1 protein-coding gene and 1 pseudogene are annotated in these 603 nt (G+C 43.6%); one reads left to right on the top strand and one right to left on the bottom strand.

What is annotated here, in order from left to right:
• A pseudogene (locus tag Xmir_RS22315) lies at positions 1–123 on the bottom strand (TIGR03756 family integrating conjugative element protein); the annotation flags it as partial.
• 90 nt (positions 124–213) lie between these two features.
• Here Xmir_RS22315 and Xmir_RS22310 point away from each other — a divergent pair.
• Positions 214–603 (top strand): transposase (locus Xmir_RS22310; protein ID WP_279627228.1); only part of this gene is annotated, 390 nt, incomplete at its 3' end.

The following is a 603-nucleotide window of genomic DNA, read 5'->3' as shown; positions in this document are numbered from 1 at the left end:
CGCCATTTCTGTCCATGGATTGCCACCGGGAGCCTGATAGGTAGACACCACCACTTCGGGAAGATAATGGGTCACCTTAACCGAGGTTTTCACGGTACAACCGTGCCAGCCACAAAGTAACCAACCTGAGCTTCGCTTAAGAAGGGAACTAAAGTGCCTGAGGCACGATCAAAGTTTTTGCTAAAGAAAACAAAATCGTGGAGATCCTCAGGCATGTCTAATTTAGAAGAACTTTATTGCTGCGTCGATGACTTTTGTCAAAAATTTATCCCTCTCTGGCATCAACAGCTCATTGAAAACGGATTACGTCAACGGCACCGCGAAGCATCCCTTTCTCTCAGTGAAGTCATGGTGATCCTCATTTTATTTCATATGAGCCATTATCGTGATTTTAAAACGTTTTATAATGAGCATGTCAAACAATACCTTATCACCGATTTTCCCGGATTAGTCAGTTATACCCGTATGCTCACTCTGAAGAAAAGGGCACTTATTCCTTTATGTGCTTTTCTTTCGTCACGTAAAGCGACAACCCAAGGGATCGCTTTTATTGATTCCACCAAAATTGCCGTTTGTCACAATCTTCGTATTCCCCGCCATCGG

The sequence above is a fragment of the Xenorhabdus miraniensis genome (assembly GCF_002632615.1).
The sequence above is the reverse complement of the archived record's forward strand: the minus strand, read 5'-3'. Positions and strand labels throughout refer to the sequence as shown.